Origin of the sequence: Brevibacterium sp. (assembly GCF_031179145.1) — a bacterium.
Taxonomy (GTDB): domain Bacteria; phylum Actinomycetota; class Actinomycetes; order Actinomycetales; family Brevibacteriaceae; genus Brevibacterium.
In genome coordinates, this window is the sequence record NZ_JAPSIB010000011.1 from 1 (window position 1) to 14,472 (window position 14,472).

Sequence of the window (14,472 nt, forward strand, 5' to 3'; positions counted from 1 at the left end):
GTGACACATACGGTGAACGATGTCGCGAGACATGGCATCAATTCGATGAACAATGTCGTGAGACATCCCGGCGGGAAATGAGAAATGTGCCGCGACATCGAGTGAACGATGTCGCGACACATCACAATGGCGGTGGCGGTGGGATTTGAACCCACGGTACGGGGTTACCGTACACAACATTTCGAGTGTTGCACCTTCGGCCGCTCGGACACGCCACCGCGGACAACTTTACAGTTCTGCCCACCCGCCGCCAAATCCGGATCCCGTGACTTGGACCACTGGCGGAATGCGGCCCTCTACTACGCTTCCGGACCGCAGCACCTCGGTGCGCTCAAGCGCGCTTGGCGGCGAAGAAGCTCCTCAGCACCCGCCGACATTCCTCTGCGCGGACCCGCGAAGTCACCTGCGGATTGTGCAGAGAGGCCCGATCCCGGGGCAGGTCCCAGATCGATCCGGCAGCCCCGGCCTTGTCGTCGAAGGCCCCGTAGACGATTCGGTCGATGCGGGAGGAGACGAGCGCACCCGCGCACATCGCACACGGCTCGAGGGTGACGATGAGGGCGCAGCCGTCGAGGCGCCACCGGCCGGTCACCTCTGCGGCCGCACGCAGAGCGAGGAGCTCGGCGTGACCGAGCGGATCCTGATCGACTTCACGTCGATTGTGAGCGCGCGCGATCACCTCTCCACGTGCGTCGACGACGACGGCCCCGACGGGAACGTCATCGTGAGCCGCCGCGAGCTCCGCCTCGGCGAGGGCGAGGCCCATCCAGTCCTCGAAACGTGCAGGCTCGGACGACTGACTCAGCGCACCGGTTGCGAAGTCCGGAACCGCCGTCCGGTCGGACGACTGGTTCAGCGCGCGGCCTCGAGCTGGTCGGCGAAGCCGACGGTCTCCCCCACGTGTGCGACGACGCGGGCCGGGTCCGACGGGTACTTCTCCACCTGCTCGATGAGGTCGACGGCGGTGACTCCCCGGTCGGCGTAGATGTCGGCGTCGCCGCCCCATTCGGCGTCGGGATCGAATTCGAGCATCTCGACCTCGTCGTCCTCTTCCTCCGCTTCCTCCTCGTCGACGCCGTCGACGTCGGGCACGAGATCCTCGTCGGGCTCGTAGGCGTCCGGACGGGAGTCGAGATAGTCGGTGAAGATCTCGGCGAAGGGGCTGAGCTCGACGGCCCTGAGATCGGACAGGAACACCTTGACCTCGTTGTCGGCGCACAGTCTGACCAGGCCGAACCATTCGTCCTCGTGCTCGATGACGGCAACCGCCTCCGCGTCCGCCGAGCCGGCGGACCGCATCATGTCGACGAGCCCGTCGAGGTCCGCGGCATCCCGGACATCGACATCGAGGGGACGGTATCCCTCGCTTGATTCTGCAAGGATCTCAGTGAAGTAGGACATGCCTCCATTGTGACTGCTCGACCGCCCGTGCACCACAGCACGACGCGGGAATGGACCGATTTCCTGCGCGGCGTGCCGGAGCGGGCTCTTGCCCGTACCATTTTCTCTATGCGCCTTCATGTAGCCGACCACCCGCTCATCTCCCACAAGCTCAGCGTGCTGCGCGATGAGTCCACGGACTCCGCCCGGTTCCGCCAGCTCACCGAGGAGCTGGTGATGCTTCTCGCATATGAGGCGACTCGCTCCGTGTCCGTCGAGGACCGGGAGGTCACGACCCCGGTGGCGACGTTCACCGGCACGCGCCTGGCCGCTCCCCGACCTGTCGTCGTCCCGATCCTGCGCGCCGGACTCGGGATGCTCGACGGGATGCTGCGCATCCTTCCCACCGCCGAGGTGGGCTTCCTCGGCATGGTCCGTGACGAAGAGACGTTCGAACCGTCCGCCTACGCCGATCGACTGCCCGATGACCTCAGCGGCCGGCAGGTCTTCGTCGTCGACCCGATGCTCGCGACCGGCGGGACGCTGGCGATGGCCATCGATTTCCTCCTCGCCCGAGGCGCCCGCGACGTCACAGCCGTCTGCCTGGTCAGCGCACCCGAAGGCGTGCGTCGGATTGAAGAGGACTACGCGGAATCCGCGAATGTCGAGATCTACACGGCGGCGCTCGACGAGAGGCTCAACGAGAAGGGCTACATCGTCCCGGGCCTCGGCGATGCCGGCGATCGGATGTACGGGATCGTCGACTGACTCCCCTCAGGGGCGCCGACCATCTCAGCGCAGGCGCCCCCGACATCTCGTCATAGTTCGTCACATTCGTCTCAAAACGACGTGATCCTTTGCACGGCCTCGGTTTTGTGACAAATAATGAAGTCATGACTTACTCGACTCACTCGGCCCGAATGCGTTCGGCATACATGTGTATGCCCTGCGTTCGCTGCCGGTGATCGTCTCTCCGCTGGTCGGCATCGAACGAGTACACCCCTACGTCGCAGCGGACTCATACAGTCGAAGCAAAGGACAGAGATGTCGGAATCAGCGTACGTCCACCCCCGCAGTGCAGTCGCCACCCGTCGCGCAGGAGCGCGGTTGAGCGCCGTGGACACCACCAACGCACCTCACACCTATGGTCCCGCCGGAGTCGTGCCCTCACCGAAGGCCGCGCGGGGAATCATCGTCTACATCGGCCTCGATGAGTCGAAGGCCGCCGCCGACGGCACCAACCTCTCCGCCATCGCCGGCGAGCTCCAGGCCTATGCCAAGGAACTCGCCTCCCAGGCCGAGACCCAGGCCGTCATCGCCCTGGCCCCCGAAGGACGCGGCAGCGACATCGACGCCGTGCGCGCCGTGGCCTCCGGCTCGCCTGCCGCCACCGGCTCGCCTGCGGGAACACACGGACCCGTCCGCTCTCGCATCCCGAACCGGATCCACCCGCCTGCTCTGCGTGAGACCTCGGAGCCGGCCGCACCTGCGGCTCCGGCCGGCGGGTTCGGCTCCCGGTTGAAGGAGAGCTTCCTGAGCAGTCCCACCGAACGGCTGCGCATCGACATTCCCCGACGTGAGGTCCGCATCGACGGTGAACTCGTCGATGTCACGACCAAGGAGTTCGACCTCCTGGCCACCCTGGTCTCCCATGCCGACACCACCCTTCCCCGCGAAGCCCTCATCGACGCCGTCTGGTCGGGCGGAGACGCCCCCGATGAGCGGACCGTCGACGTCCACATCCGGCGCCTGCGCAGGCGCCTGGGCGAATACGCCTCCGTCATCCGCACGATGCGCGGGGCCGGGTATCGCTACGACACCCACCCGGATGTCACCGTCTGGAGCGCCACCGCACATCGCTGACTCGCATCGGCGCCGCAGCTGAGTGTCGTCCCCGAGTGGCGTGCGCCTCAGTGCGCATCCAGGATGGGGACAGACTCCGCGGTTAAGATGCATAAGCGATGAACCAGACTGATGTTCGATCCAGCCGACCGCGCAACCCCGCCAAGGGCATCACTGCGCTGATCTTCGGCCTGCTCTATGCGGCTTTCCTCCTGCTCCACCACCTGTTGCCCACGCGTGCGGGCATCGCCCTGGTCGTCGAGAGCCTGCTGCCCTGGACCGGTGTGTTCCTCGCCCTCGTGCTGCTCATGGCCCTGATCCGGTTCTCCGCCCTGAGCGCAGTCGGATTCCTGGTGCCTGCAGTGGTGTGGGCCGGGATGTTCGGCCCTCCCCTGCTCCCGGGCGGGGACGACAAGTCATCGGATCTCACTGTCGCCACACAGAATGTGGGAGCTCGCCTGCCCCAGCCGACGGCGACGGCTCGCAACATCATCGAGGCCGATCCCGACATCCTCACCATCCAGGAGCTCGAGTCCCTGTCGGGCAAGATCATCCATGAGGAGCTCGATTCCGCGTTCCCCCATTCCCGGGTCGTCGACACGATCGGCGTGTGGTCGAAGTGGCCGATCTCCAAACCCGAGGAGGTCGATCTCGGGCTGCAGTGGCCGCGGGCCTTCGCTTCGACGATCTCGACCGACCACGGTGACATCCGGTTCTACGCCGTGCACATGCCCTCGGTGCGACCCGGCCACGAGGCGATGCGCAATGCCGCCATGCGCCGCCTGGCGACGACGGTGAGCGCTGACCCGGCCGAGCACGTCATCGTCGCCGGCGACCTCAACACCGCCTCGAGCGACCGGAAGTTCTCGACTCTCGTGCCACCGCTCAAGGACACCCGCACTGAGGCGCGCGGCGGCTTCGGATTCACCTGGCCCGGCGTCTTTCCGGTGACCCGGCTCGATCACATCCTCTACCGCGGCTTCGACGCCACTTCCGACGAGGTGCTCGGACGCGGCACGAGCGATCACCGCGCTGTGGTCGCCGGCCTCAACCTGGAATAGTCACAGCGCCCGCTTCTGGCGCAGTTCCTTTCTCGCCGTCGGGACTATTTCGAGCAGGCCCCTGTCGGCACGGCCGAATCACTGCCCACACCGGCGTCGAGCTCGTCGTCGATCTCCGCGCGGGTCAGCGCATAGCCGGTCTCCTCGTCCGTGGCCGAGCGCGCGAAGACCATCCCGACGACATTTCCGTCGGCGTCGATGAGGGGGCCCCCGGAATTGCCTTCCCGCACGATCCCGCGCAGTGCATAGACTTCACGCACGACGGACGATGACGAGTAGATGTCGAGACCGCGGGCATTGATCTTCTCGCGGATGCGGGAGGGAGAGATCGTGTACGGTCCGTTCTCCGGGAATCCGACGACGACCGAGTCATCGCCGGTGGTCAGAGGACTTCCGAAGTCCAACGCCGGGGCGTCGAGGTCCTCGACCCGGAGCACGGCGACGTCGGCATCAGGATCGAACTCCACCACCTCGGCGGAGTAGGGCCTGCCCCGTCCCTCGACCTGTACGGCCAGCTCCCTGGATCCTGCGACGACATGGGCGTTGGTGGCGACATAGCCGTCGCGGAACACGAAACCGGTGCCCTCGGAGCCCGTCGGGCAGGTGGTCGCAGTGGTGGTGACCTTGACGACCGATTCCTCGGCCTGCCGACCGACCTCGACCATGTCCCGGTCGGGTTCGCCGACGCCGCGGATCTGCTCGGTCTGGCCGGAGAACACCTGCGGGAAGCCGGTGGCCTTCAACGTCGACGAGATGTCACCCAGCGCCTGCTGGGACGAATACGGGATCGTGCGGTCAAGGGCGGCGATCGCCGAAGAATCGGCAACCCAGCGGTTGGGCTCGACCAACGGGGTCGTGCGGATGTATCCGGCCGCCAACCAGACGACGAGGATGTACACGACTCCGGCGGTGACGGTGCCGCCGATGGAGTCGATGCCCTGTCCCAGCTCGGAGTCCATCGACTCCTTGATCCGGTGGCCGGCGCCGCTGCCGGCGAAGGCGAACAGGACGCTGAGCACCAGCGGCATCGAGGCGAGGAGCATGACGACTCCGGGATTCTCCATCGCCTGGGTGCCGCGGCTGAGATGCTCGACGAGGGGCACCAGCAGCCGGCCGGCGACCCACCCGACGACGAGTCCGACGACGGTGCCGAGACCCGTGATGAAGCCCTGACGGTAGCCGGCGAACAGCGCGGCCACCCCCAGGACTATGATGACGATGTCGACGACGGTCACTGGGGCTGCCTCGCCGCGCTTCCCGACGCTGCCAGGAGCCGGTCCCGCGCCGCGGCGAACTCCTTGAGCTGGAAGCTCTCGATGGCGCGCTCCTTCTCCCCTCCGATTCCGGCCAGCAGTCGCATCCGCGTGGTCGAGAGCCGGGCAGAGGTCCGGATCATGGTGCGCATCGCCTCGTTGCCGCCCGGGAAGGACGCCGCCCAGCGCCTGCCGAACCTGCGGCCCTTCCACGTTCCGAGCATGTCGACCTCGGCGTGGGAGAGCCAGCCCGTGTTGGCGTAGTCACCGAGCATGTTCAGGGTGTGGAGTCGTTCGCTGCGGCGCAGGAGCAGCCCCAGCACCACCCAGCAGACGGTGAGGATGAAGCTGAGCACGATCAGTCCGATGATCGAGGCGATCGGACTGATCGCCCCCAGCCCCGTCATCGTTCCGTTCCAGAGGGCGTGGAGGCAGATTCCGACGAACAGTCCGGGCAGCCACATGAGGATCGTCCCCCACCATGGCCATTTGCGCGCGGCGAATCCGATCGTCACTCCCGCGCAGGTGGAGAAGAGAGTGTGGAGGAGCGGGGAGCACAGGCACCGGAGGACGAAGGTGGTCCACAGTCCGGCCGTGCTCTCGTTCCACGCACTGCCCAAGTAGAGGACGTTCTCGGTGAATGCGAAACCGGCGCCGATGAGGGCACCGTAGACGAGTCCATCGAGCGGTCCTTCAAAGTAGCGGCGGGCGGCGAGGACGATGACGACGAGCAGACACGTCTTGGTCGTCTCCTCGACGATGGGGGCCTGGACGACTGCCCCGAACACGTCGGGAACGGCTCCGACTCCCGCGAAGTAGAGCGCGACCTCACCGATAAGCGACACGAACAGAGTGAGGATGACGGAGGCGACCCCTCCCCACAGGAGGCACAGAGCCAGAATGATCTTGGGCTGCGGCTTCCAGCGGTCGAGCCACAGGACGTAGAGGATGATCCCGGTGAGCGGAATCGCTGATAGCCCGATGAGGGCGAAGAGCCGCATTCCGAAGCTGAGCCCGCCGATGAGGGCCAGGAGCAGCAGGCCGGCGGTGAGGCCGAGAATGGCGAGGATCGCGACGACGAGCCGGACGACGTTGCCGGTCGATCCCGGTTCCTCTGCCGGCTGGGACTGCCGCACGGCCCCTGTCCATGGGGTCTCGCTGACCAATCGCTGAGGCGCCTGCACCGCAGCTCGCACTCGCATCTCCTGCGTGACAGTGGGGGCGAATCGGGCCTGTTCGTAGATCCGTGGTGGGAGGCCTGGCCCCCCGGGACCGGGATGCCCCGGTCCCGGCATGCCGGGGTGCGCCGTCCCGGGGCGGGCCGGCCCGGGGTGGGCCGTTCCCTGCATGCCGGGCTGCCCTTGCCCCGGATGCCCCATGCCTGGTTGCTCTTGCCCGGGATGCGCAGGCTCAGGCGCGCCGGCGTGGGTGAATCCGGCCTGGCCAGGTCCGGGAATGCCAGGATGGCTCGGCGTCGGGCCACCGGGGAATCCGGCCCGGCTTTGTCCGGGCCCGCCGAGGTGGTGCTGCGAGCCCGGCTGCGGCGGACCACTGGGCGCCGGCTGCTGTCCGCCGGGGACTGGCTGCTGCCCGTGCTGGTTGCGCTGCCGTCCTGGTCCCTGGTTCGACCCGGTCTGGGCTGGTGCCTGCGACTGGGTTGTGGGCCGAGGACGGAACCGCTCGTGGTCGGGCTGCGGCGGGGGTCCCGGCCGCGGCCGCGGGCCAGGCTGCGGGCCGGGCTGCATGCGAGGCTGTTGCATCGGCGGCTGTTGCATCGGCGGCCTTCCCGGCTGCGGCCCCGACTGCGGCTGCTGGCTCACCTGCGGCTGGGGCTGCCGAGTGTACGGCGGAGGTGGCTGCGGTGGGTGGCTCTGCGGACTCCCCTGATCGGTGTGTCCCTCGATGAACCGGGGCGGCTCGGCACGCTGAAACTGCGATTTCAGGTCAGGGGACCCCGCCGGAGAACCCTGAGGCGAGCCGGGGCCATCGATCGGGCCCACTTGTTTCGTCATGGATGGTCCTTCTTCGTGGAGAGTACAGCGCACGGTCAAGTCTACGGTCGCCAACTGACACCGAGCAGAGAATGCTGTGGCTGTACAGCAACAGTCCAGCACTTTCGAATATCCACTTGAGCCCGGTCTCCTGTGGACAGATGCGCCTCGGCAGGTCCGATTCGGCGCGGATGCCCGCCAGAATGGTGGCACCAGCCCGCGAGAGGCAACCGTGTGGGCCGCTGACCTCCGAATCCACCCGGAATCGTCGTGACTCCTCGTCCACAGGTCGAGCCGTTTCCGTGGCGACTCATGCTCATCTGCCTGTGGAGTGCGTCGGGTGAATTCACAGGCCCGATCTCCGCTCTGGCCACGGTGCCTCGCCTCGCGTGGAATCGGGTCATGACCACACGAATACGACTCACCTTCCACACGCTCCTCCTCCTTCTCGTGCTGTCGCTGACCTTCGGGTCGGGACCAACGCTGGCCGCCGGTTCTTCACGAGATCAAGGCTCCGACTCCGCCTCCCGAACGGCAAGGATCGGCGAAGTGCCGATGCTCGCTCATGCCGATGCCTACGGTCCCGGCATCTGGCATCACGCCAGGGAGGGAAAGACCTGGTACGGCGCCTACCGAACCTTCAAAGGAGCGAACGCCTACTGCATCGACGCAGGCAAGCAGTCGCCGCTGCCCGAGTACTTCAAGGGATCCACCCCGAAGAAGATCACGTCCCCGCGGACCGCATGGGCGCTGCATCAGCACTCCGCGGCGAAGTCCAAGAACGTCCACGCAGCACTGAGCGCGATGGCGAGGCTCGATACTGCGATCCCCCATGACCACACGGTGCCGCCGCAGGAACCGAAAGAGCTCGGCAAGAAGTTCAAGGGCAGCGCGAAGCAGTTCGCGGCGATCACCGCCGACGCCGCACGCTTCGCCGGCCCGTATCGGCTCAAGGTGGGCCTGCAGACGACCCCGGGCATGCCGGTGCTCGAGCCGCACGCGAAAAGCGACGGTGAGAGGAAGCCGACTCTGCCGGACAGCGACCAGGTCGAACTCTCGGTGTCGCTGGTCAGCGCAAGCGGACATCTGGTCCCCGACATCCCGATCCACCTGAAGGTCGAAGGCCTCGAGGACACCCCTGCCACTCTCACCACCAGCAGCAAAGCTGAGGTCGAGACATACACCGTCACAGGCCCGGGGAAGGTCTCGGTGACGGGGACCGCGCAGGTCGCCCCTGAGACCGTCCTGCTCTTCGAACCGACGAAGGCGCGAGTGCAACGTGTCATCACTGCCGACAAGCCGACCGAAGTCTCCGCCCGCGCGGCCATCGACGTCACATCAGCACCAACCGTGACGACCGAGATCTCCGACCAGACCCCCACCCCGGGCGAGTCGGTCACTGATGAGTTCACGGTCTCCGGCCTGGTCGGTGACCACACGGTCACCGTCGTGCACGAGTTGTGGCGCACCGCGTCGAAGCCCGAGCCCGGCAAGAAGAACGACGACGCCGAGGTGATCGGCACCGTGACGTCGAAATCCGTCGGCAACGGCACGCACCGATCCGCGGCCATCGAAATCCCCGACGATTTCAGGGGATGGCTCTACTTCACCGAGACCATCGCCGCAGACGCGAAGACCAGGGAGTGGAAGGGAATCCACGGTCAGCCCCGCGAAACCGGATTCGTGCCCTGGACACCGACCGCCGACACCACCGCGGTCCTGACGGGAACGCAGGCACACGACGAGGTGGACATCCGAGGGATGCGACCGGGTTCCGCAGTCTCGGCCACCGTCACGGCGTATCACTCCGCTGAGCAGCCGAAGCAGTCGTCGAAAGTCGGCGGGGAGAAGATCGACTCCCAGGACTTCAGGATCACTGCAGACCAGGACGGCAAGGCCTCGCTGCGCACCTCCGCCATCACCGCGCCAGTGGGATGGGTGACCTTCGTCGTCACCGTCAACGGCGACGACGCCCACAAGTCATGGACGAGCGACTGGGGCATCCCGGCTGAAACGGTACACCGGGCCGCTCCGGAACCGGAACCGCCCACGCCCGTGGAGGAACCGCCCACGCCCGTGGAGGAACCGCCCGCGCCGACTGACGAACCCTCGGCGCCCGCCACCCAACCGCCCCCGCCAGGCGACACGCCGCCACCTGCTGACGAATCACCGGCCGGGGAGCCCCCGGCACCTGATGGGCAGCCACCGGCCCCAACTGCCGAACCGCCACCACCCGCCCCGGAACCTTCGGCAGCCGAACCGCCGGCAGCCGAGCCTCCGGTCGAACCGGTGGCGGATCAGCCACAGGCACCGCGTGCGCCCGATCAGCTGCCACGCACCGGAGCTCCCGGCAACGCAGCCCTCGTCGGAGCCGGATTGCTCCTCATCGGGCTCGGAGTGACAGCGCTCCTGGTCTCCGGTCGTCGGGATTCCACGGACTGACGAGAGCAGCCGCAGCCGATGACCTGAGGCCGCACCGGCCGATGAACTGAGTCGGCATCAGCCGATGAAGATCATGATTGAAGCGAAGGGACAGCACCGAGGTGATCCTCGGTGCTGTCCCTTCGCAGGTGCTGTCCCTTCGCAGGCGTTGTCCTTCCCCACCGTCTCAGCACACACAACAGGGCTGGAGAAAGAGTTCAGTTCAATCGGACTCCGCGTCCCTCACCCAGGTGTCGGCCCAGGCGCGCGCGCCGTTCATCATCAGTCCGACGTCCGAACCGACGAGGACGAACGAGGCTCCGGCATCGAGGTACCTGCGGGCCTGTGCCGGATCGAACGCGTTGACGCCGACCAGCTTCCCAGCCGCCTTGACGACCTCGAACGTGTGGAGCACCGCCTCGGTGACGTCCTGATGGGTCTGCTGGCCGAGCAGTCCCATCGAGGCCGCCAGGTCCGAGGGACCGACGAACACGGCGTCGACCCCATCGACGGCGGCGATCTCGGCGGCGTTCTCGACCGCGGTCGCGGATTCGATCTGCACCGTCAGGGACACGAGAGCGTCCGCGCGGTCGAGGTAGCCCGGCACGGCATTCCAGCGGGACGCCCGGGCCAGGGCCGAACCGACCCCGCGGACTCCGCGAGGAGGATAGAACACGGAGCGCGCCGCTTCCTCGGCGTCCTCCTTCGTATCCACCATCGGCACGAGCACGTTCTGGGCCCCGAGGTCGAGGAACTGCTTGATGAGCACCCGATCGTTGGCAGGCACCCGGACCACCGGGGTGGCGGGGTAGCCGTTCATCGCCTGGAGGAGTCGGGTGGTGACGTCGAGGTTGATGGGCGAATGCTCGGCGTCGATGAGGACCCACTGCATCCCCGAGGCCGCCGCGATCTCAGCAGCAGTCGGCGATGCCGAGCACACCCACATTCCGGCCAGGTACTCCCCCGCTCCCAGTTCCCGCACGCGCTCGGTGAAGGTCTGCGGCAGCTCTACTCGAAACGGCATGTGATGACTCCCAGTTCTCCGTAGTCGGCATGGACGGTGTCACCGGGGTGCACCCACATCGGACGGGTGAACGATCCGGCCAGCACCGTCTCCCCAGCTTGCAGCACATCACCGTGCTCGGCCAGTTTGTTGGCCAGCCAGGCGATTCCCCGGGCCGGGTGGTCGAGCACCGCGGCAGCGACTCCGGAGTCCTCGATCGTCTCATTGCGGTAGAGGAGAGCACTGATCCAGCGCAGGTCGACGGCGTCGACGGAGACCGGGCGCCCGCCGAGGACCATTGCCCCCAGCGCCGCATTGTCCGAGATGGTGTCGACGATCGTCCGCCCCTCCATCTCGATCCGTGAGGAGAGCACTTCGAGGGCGGGCACGACGTACTCGGTGGCGCGGAGGACGTCGAAGAGGCTGACATCGGGTCCTCGCAGTTCGTCCCTGAGGACGAAGGCGAGTTCGACCTCCACCCGCACCCCCGAATACTGGGCATGGTCGATGACCGCTCCGGTCTCATAGACCTGGTCGGCGAAGATCGCCCCGTAATCGGGCTCCGTGATTCCGGTGGCCTGTTGCATCGGCTTCGAAGTCAGTCCGATCTTGTGACCGTAGAGCCTGCGACCTGCGGCCTCCCCGCGCCGGCGCCATTCGTTCTGCACGGCGTAGGAGTCCTCAACGGTCATCTCGGGGTACTTCGCCGTCAGCCGGCCGATCTTCGTGCGGTTGGCCTCGGCCTCGGCGAGGTCGTCGGCGATGCCGGCGATCGTTGCTTCATCGAGCATGGAAGGTCCTCTCAGAGCTGATTGCCGAGTTTGAACTCGTCGGACGCGCCGCCCTCGGTCGACGCGTCAGCATCTTCCCTGCGGGTGTAGGAGAATCCGTCGGCGCCGATGGTCACCGCCATCTCGGAGCTGTCCGTCCGGGCCCGCACGGACTGCGGATTGCCGTCGAGGTCGAGCACCAGTGAGGCGTCGGTGTACCAGGAGGGCACGACCGGGTTGCCCCACCAGTCACGTCGCTGGTTGTCGTGAACGTCCCAGGTGATCACCGGGTTGTCGGGGTCACCCGTGTAGTAGTCCTGGGTGTAGACCTCGACGCGGTGCCCATCGGGGTCGCGCAGGTAGAGGTAGAAGGCGTTGGACACGCCGTGCCGGCCGGGCCCGCGTTCGATGGCGTCCGAGCGGCGCAGGGAACCCAGCTTGTCGCAGATCGCGAGGATGTTGTGCTTCTCGTGGGTGGCGAAGCAGACGTGATGCATCCGCGGTCCGTCACCGCCGGTCATCGCCGTGTCGTGGACGGTGGGCTTGCGGCGCATCCAGGCCGCGTAGACCGTGCCCTCGGCGTCCTGGATATCCTCGGTGACCCGGAAGCCCAGATCCTGCATGTACTTGACCGCCCGCGGCACATCCGGGGTGACCTGGTTGAAGTGGTCGAGCCGGACGAGCTCACCGGGGATGTGCAGGTCATAGCGCCAGGACATCCGCTCGACGTGATCGGAGAAGTGGAAGAACTCGTAGGGAAAGCCGAGCGGATCGACCACCCGCACGGAATCCCCGACGCCCCTGACGAAGCCATCCGGGTTCCGGCGGACGTCGCAGCCGAGTTCGGTGTAGAACTCGACCGCCCGGTCGAGGTCCTCCGGCGCGCGCACGCGATAGGAGAAGGCGGCCACCGCCGCGGTCTCCCCCTTGCGCAGCACGAGGTTGTGGTGGATGAACTCCTCGGTGGACCTCAGGTAGATGCTCGACTCGTCCTCCTCGGTCACATAGAGCCCGAGCACATCGACGTAGAACTCACGCGAGGCGGCGAGGTCGGTGACGACGAGTTCCATGTAGGCGCAGCGGAGGACGTCCGGCGGAGCGGTCCGGGGTGTGGGCACCGGGTTGTCCGTGACGATCGGTGCCTCCTGGCTGACGTAATAGCCCGCCGAGGTCAGGGTCATGTCATTGCGATTGGTCATTTCAGCGTCCTTGCCTGAATCACGAATGAGCGAAAGGTCTGGCTCACTGCTTGCCGAACACGGGATTGTGGACCTCGCCGAGGTTGATGTGCACCGCCTGTGCTTCCGTGTAGAAATCGATCGACCGGTATCCCCCCTCGTGTCCGAGGCCCGAAGCCTTGACGCCGCCGAACGGGGTCCGCAGGTCGCGGACGTTGTTCGAGTTCAGCCACACCATTCCCGCTTCCACTGCCTGCGAGAAGTTGTGCGCCCGCTTGAGGTCGGAGGTCCAGATGTAGGCGGCCAGTCCGTACCTCGTGTTGTTGGCGAGCTCGAGCGCTTCGGCATCCGACTTGAACGGGGTGATGGCGACGACGGGTCCGAAGATCTCCTCCTGGAAGATGCGGGCGTCGGGCATGACGTCGGCGAAGACGGTCGGCTGCACGAAGTTGCCGGTCTCGAAGCCCTCGGCACGTCCGCCCCCGGCGACTAGGCGCGCTTCCTGCTTGCCGATCTCGATGTAGGACATCACCTTCTCATAGTGCTCGGGGTGGACGAGGGCGGCCACCTCGGTGGTGGGGTCCGAAGGCAGGCCCACCTTCACCCGCTTCGCCTGGGCGGCGTAGCGCTCGACGAACTCGTCGTAGACCGACTCCTCGACGAGGATGCGCGAACCGGCCGTGCAGCGTTCCCCGTTGAGGGAGAAGACCCCGAAGACCGTCGCGTTGATCGCGGCGTCGAGGTCCGCGTCGGCGAAGACGACGGCCGGAGACTTCCCGCCGAGCTCCATCGACAGGCCCTTGAGCCAGGGGGCGGCATTGGCGAAGATGAGCTGGCCGGTGCTCGACTCCCCCGTGAAGGAGATGAGCGGCACCTCGGGGTGCTTGACGAGGGAGTCGCCGGCGAACCCCTCCTCCCCGAAACCGTTGACCATGTTGAACACGCCCTGGGGCAGACCGGCCTCCTCGAAGATCCCCGGCCACAGCGAGGCCGAGAGCGGAGTGAACTCGGCAGGCTTGAGCACCACGGTATTGCCCGTGGCGATCGCCGGGGCGAGCTTCCACGACTCGAGCATGAACGGGGTGTTCCAGGGAGTGATCAGGCCGGCGACGCCGATCGGCTTCCGGTTGACGTAGTTGGCCTGGCGGCCCGGCACCTTGTAGGCCTCGTCGATCTGCGCGACGATGAGGTCGGCGAAGAACCGGAAGTTCTCCGCGGCTCGCCGAGCCTGGCCGAGCGCCTGGGTGATCGGCAGACCTGAGTCGAAGGACTCCATCTCCGCCAGGGTCTGCTCGCGGGTTTCGACGATGTCGGCGATCCTGCCCAGCACCCGGGCGCGTTCGCGGGGGAGCATCGTCGGCCATGGACCCTCGGCGAAGGCCCGCTTCGCCGAGGCGACCGCGCGGTCGACGTCGGCCTTCTTCCCGGAAGCGGCCCGGATGTAGGGGTCGTTGGTCACCGGGTTGATGACGTCGAATTCCTCGCCGTCGAGGGAGTCGACGAATTCGCCGTCGATGTAGTGCCGGATCTTCTCCGGCAGACCGGTCGGAGCCGTGGTGGTGTCGGTCATGAC

The 14,472-nt window shown here is 66.8% G+C and carries 12 protein-coding genes and 1 tRNA gene; 4 read left to right on the top strand and 9 right to left on the bottom strand.

Annotated features, from left to right (window positions below):
- Positions 1–127: 127 nt before the first annotated feature.
- The 3 genes from RIT73_RS09505 to RIT73_RS09515 all read right to left on the bottom strand — a co-directional run bounded on the left by RIT73_RS09505 (position 128) and on the right by RIT73_RS09515 (position 1,401).
- Positions 128–218, bottom strand: a tRNA-Ser gene (locus RIT73_RS09505).
- Between the two features lie 113 nt (positions 219–331).
- Positions 332–766: a nucleoside deaminase gene (locus RIT73_RS09510; RefSeq protein ID WP_309131833.1), complete on the bottom strand. Its 435-nt coding sequence runs from the start codon at positions 764–766 to the stop codon at positions 332–334.
- An 86-nt stretch (positions 767–852) separates the two neighbouring features.
- On the bottom strand, positions 853–1,401 hold the full coding sequence (locus RIT73_RS09515) for a tRNA adenosine deaminase-associated protein (RefSeq protein ID WP_309131834.1): 549 nt from the start codon (positions 1,399–1,401) through the stop codon (positions 853–855).
- A 108-nt stretch (positions 1,402–1,509) separates the two neighbouring features.
- Here RIT73_RS09515 and upp point away from each other — a divergent pair, with 108 nt between their 5' ends.
- The 3 genes from upp (at position 1,510) to RIT73_RS09530 (ending at position 4,283) form a co-directional block, all read left to right on the top strand.
- Positions 1,510–2,148: a uracil phosphoribosyltransferase gene (gene upp / locus RIT73_RS09520; protein ID WP_309131835.1), complete on the top strand. Its 639-nt coding sequence runs from the start codon at positions 1,510–1,512 to the stop codon at positions 2,146–2,148.
- 276 nt (positions 2,149–2,424) lie between these two features.
- Positions 2,425–3,243 carry a winged helix-turn-helix domain-containing protein gene (locus RIT73_RS09525; RefSeq protein WP_309131836.1) on the top strand — a complete coding sequence of 273 codons (819 nt, stop codon included), beginning with the start codon at positions 2,425–2,427 and terminating at the stop codon, positions 3,241–3,243.
- A 98-nt stretch (positions 3,244–3,341) separates the two neighbouring features.
- Positions 3,342–4,283, top strand: coding sequence for an endonuclease/exonuclease/phosphatase family protein (locus tag RIT73_RS09530; protein ID WP_309131837.1), 942 nt, complete (start codon positions 3,342–3,344; stop codon positions 4,281–4,283).
- Positions 4,284–4,327: 44 nt separating this feature from the next.
- On the opposite strand, the gene RIT73_RS09535 is transcribed toward RIT73_RS09530, so the two are convergent.
- Together RIT73_RS09535 and RIT73_RS09540 are read right to left on the bottom strand one after the other, a co-directional pair.
- Positions 4,328–5,518 (bottom strand): MarP family serine protease, encoded by a 1,191-nt coding sequence (locus RIT73_RS09535; RefSeq protein WP_309131838.1) that lies wholly within the window; start codon positions 5,516–5,518, stop codon positions 4,328–4,330.
- A complete protein-coding gene (locus tag RIT73_RS09540; RefSeq protein WP_309131839.1) occupies positions 5,515–6,738 on the bottom strand; it encodes a PrsW family intramembrane metalloprotease in 1,224 nt (407 codons plus the stop codon). The genes RIT73_RS09535 and RIT73_RS09540 overlap by 4 nt, the downstream gene beginning before the upstream one ends.
- 1,191 nt (positions 6,739–7,929) lie before the next feature.
- On the opposite strand from RIT73_RS09540, the gene RIT73_RS09545 reads away from it, so the two are divergent.
- Positions 7,930–9,969: a hypothetical protein gene (locus RIT73_RS09545; RefSeq protein WP_309131840.1), complete on the top strand. Its 2,040-nt coding sequence runs from the start codon at positions 7,930–7,932 to the stop codon at positions 9,967–9,969.
- Between the two features lie 202 nt (positions 9,970–10,171).
- Here the strand turns inward: RIT73_RS09545 and RIT73_RS09550 are convergent, their stop codons facing one another.
- Genes RIT73_RS09550 through RIT73_RS09565 form a run of 4 tightly spaced genes read right to left on the bottom strand, consistent with a single transcriptional unit; the run spans position 10,172 to position 14,469 of the window.
- Positions 10,172–10,972, bottom strand: coding sequence for an HpcH/HpaI aldolase/citrate lyase family protein (locus RIT73_RS09550; RefSeq protein ID WP_309131841.1), 801 nt, complete (start codon positions 10,970–10,972; stop codon positions 10,172–10,174).
- Positions 10,957–11,742, bottom strand: a complete 786-nt coding sequence (locus RIT73_RS09555; RefSeq protein ID WP_309131842.1) for a fumarylacetoacetate hydrolase family protein — start codon at positions 11,740–11,742, stop codon at positions 10,957–10,959. Before RIT73_RS09555 ends, RIT73_RS09550 begins: the two co-directional genes overlap by 16 nt.
- A gap of 11 nt (positions 11,743–11,753) precedes the next feature.
- Positions 11,754–12,920: a 3,4-dihydroxyphenylacetate 2,3-dioxygenase gene (gene hpaD, locus RIT73_RS09560; RefSeq protein WP_309131843.1), complete on the bottom strand. Its 1,167-nt coding sequence runs from the start codon at positions 12,918–12,920 to the stop codon at positions 11,754–11,756.
- A gap of 43 nt (positions 12,921–12,963) precedes the next feature.
- Positions 12,964–14,469: an aldehyde dehydrogenase gene (locus RIT73_RS09565; protein WP_309131844.1), complete on the bottom strand. Its 1,506-nt coding sequence runs from the start codon at positions 14,467–14,469 to the stop codon at positions 12,964–12,966.
- Positions 14,470–14,472: the final 3 nt, after the last annotated feature.